Annotated in this window: 1 protein-coding gene and 2 pseudogenes; 1 reads left to right on the top strand and 2 read right to left on the bottom strand. The window is 68.4% G+C overall.

What is annotated here, in order from left to right; genetic code table 11:
* Both ROTAS13_RS23320 and ROTAS13_RS23325 read right to left on the bottom strand, forming a co-directional pair.
* Positions 1-202 (bottom strand): annotated as a pseudogene (locus ROTAS13_RS23320) (IS3 family transposase); the annotation flags it as partial.
* 69 nt (positions 203-271) lie between these two features.
* Positions 272-502, bottom strand: a pseudogene (locus tag ROTAS13_RS23325) (transposase); the annotation flags it as partial.
* 249 nt (positions 503-751) lie between these two features.
* On the opposite strand from ROTAS13_RS23325, the gene ROTAS13_RS23330 reads away from it, so the two are divergent.
* A complete protein-coding gene (locus ROTAS13_RS23330; protein ID WP_139323529.1) occupies positions 752-1,969 on the top strand; it encodes an IS110 family transposase in 1,218 nt (405 codons plus the stop codon).
* Positions 1,970-2,206: the final 237 nt, after the last annotated feature.

Genomic DNA, 2,206 nt, shown 5'->3' on the forward strand with positions numbered 1-2,206 from the left:
GCATCAGGCGCTCGACCCGTCCACGGCCAACCTTTCTCCCCTGTGCCCGCAAGGTGGCATGCACACGGGGACTGCCGTAACGGCCACCGCTGTTGGCATGGGCCTGGCGGATGTCGGCCAGCAGGGCGCAGTCCTCAATGGCGCGCCTGCTATCTGGCCGCGATCGCCAAGCGTAGTAGCCGGCGGTCGAAATCCCCAGCACGGATCGTGTCTCGTCACGTGGTGTAGGAGCGGTGGCTCCTGGTGGGCTGGGCCGGTCTGGGCCGGTTTGTCAGGTGGTCACGGCCGAGAGCCTGATGGGCGCAGTATCGCTCACTGCGGCGACGGTCTCCAGGGTCATGTAGCGCGAGCGCTGGGTGGCCCACTCGTCGGATTGCTCCAGCAGCAGCGCCCCGACAAGCCTGACAACGGCGGCCTCGTTCGGGAATATGCCGACGACATCAGTCCTGCGCTTGATCTCGCCGTTGAGCCGCTCGATGGGGTTCGTAACGGGTATGAGGGTGGCGGTGCCTGCTTGATCCGGCTGGGACGGCTTCAGTCCTGACGTATGGTGAGACCATCCGGGACGAGGGGCACCGGGAGCACGTCAGTGGGCAGGCCGATGTATTCGATGAGCCGAGAGCTCGCGTTAGTAGCTGGCCGCCCCTGCGACCGACCCGGTTGCGCCGAGAGCGCGGATCCGTAGTTGTCGTGTTGCCCACGGCTCCCGTCGACCACTGGAGAGGAGCAGGTGATGGGACGTGTGATCGGCATGGACATCCACCGCACCTTCGCGGAGGTGGTGTTCTGGGAGACGGGCCGGCTCAGACCGGCAGGGCGGGTGGACATGACCCGCTCCGGGCTGGAAGGCTTCGGGCGGACGCTGGACAAGGCGGACGAGGTCGTCGTCGAGGCGACCGGCAACGCCATGGCGGTGGTGCGGGTGCTCAGTCCCTATGTGGCGCGGGTGATCGTGGCCAACCCGCTGCAGGTCAGGGCGATCGCGCACGCCCAGGTCAAGACCGACAAGATCGATGCCGGCGTGCTGGCCTCGCTGCGGGCGGCCGGCTTCCTGCCCGAGGTCTGGGTGCCCGATGCCGGCACCGAGCGGCGGCGGCGGTTGGTGGCGCGGCGTAACCAGGTCGTGCGGCACCGGACCCGGGTCAAGAACGAGGTGCACGCCATCCTGCAGGCGCATCTGGTGCCGCCCTGTCCGCATGCCGACCTGTTCGGCCGGCTGGGCCGGGCCTGGCTCGGCCAGCAGGCGCTGCCGGACGATGAGCGCGCGGCGATCGAGCGGCACCTGCGCGAGCTCGACCGCCTGGGCGAGGACCTGGAGGTGCTGGACCGGGACATCGCCCAGACTGCGATCGACGATCCCGCGGTCAAGCGGCTGCTGAGCATCACCGGCGTCAACCTGATCGTGGCGGCCGGGCTGGTGGCGGCGATCGGTGACATCCACCGATTTCCCAGTTCGGAGAAACTGGTGAGCTATGTCGGGCTGAACCCGCGGGTGCGGCAATCTGGCCTGGGGTTGGCGCAGCACGGTCGCATCAGCAAGCATGGTCGCTCGCACGCCCGCGCCATGCTGGTCGAGGCTGCCTGGGCAGCATCCAAGGCACCGGGGCCGTTGCGCGCATTCTTTCTGCGCATCCGCGCCAAGCGGGGTCACCAGGTTGCCGCCGTGGCGGTAGCCAGGAAGCTGGCCGTGCTCTGCTGGCACCTGCTGACGCATGACACCGACTACCAGTGGGTGCGCCCGGCGCTGGTGGCGACCAAGGTCCGGGCGATGGAGCTGCAGGCGGGGCAGCCGGCAAAGAAGGGCAACAAGCGCGGCCCGGCCTATGCCTACAACGTCAAGGAATTGCGTGACCGGGAGATAGAGGTCGCCCGACAGGCCGAACAGGCCTACGAGCAGTTCGTCGGGCACTGGCGACCGCGCGGACCCGGCAAGGGGCGCACGGGTGCCGCCAACGAGGAGCGACGATAGGAGGCGGCGCGGCCGGGCTCGCATCCTCGGGCCCGGCTCTTTGCCACGCGGTCACCCGTGCAGCAGAAGGATACGCCATCGAGCACGCAAACGTCTTGTCGATCTCATCCGTAGTTTCGTTCCCGTGCTGAGCAGGGGGGCGGGATGCCAGGCGAGAGAGTGCCGATGCGCAAGATCCGAGATGTTCTACGGCTTGGCTGGGGCCAGGGCCTTTCCCAGCGGGTGATAGCTCGCAGC

The organism is Roseomonas sp. TAS13 (genome assembly GCF_001950415.1).
GTDB classification, from domain to species: Bacteria; Pseudomonadota; Alphaproteobacteria; order Acetobacterales; family Acetobacteraceae; genus Roseomonas; species Roseomonas mucosa.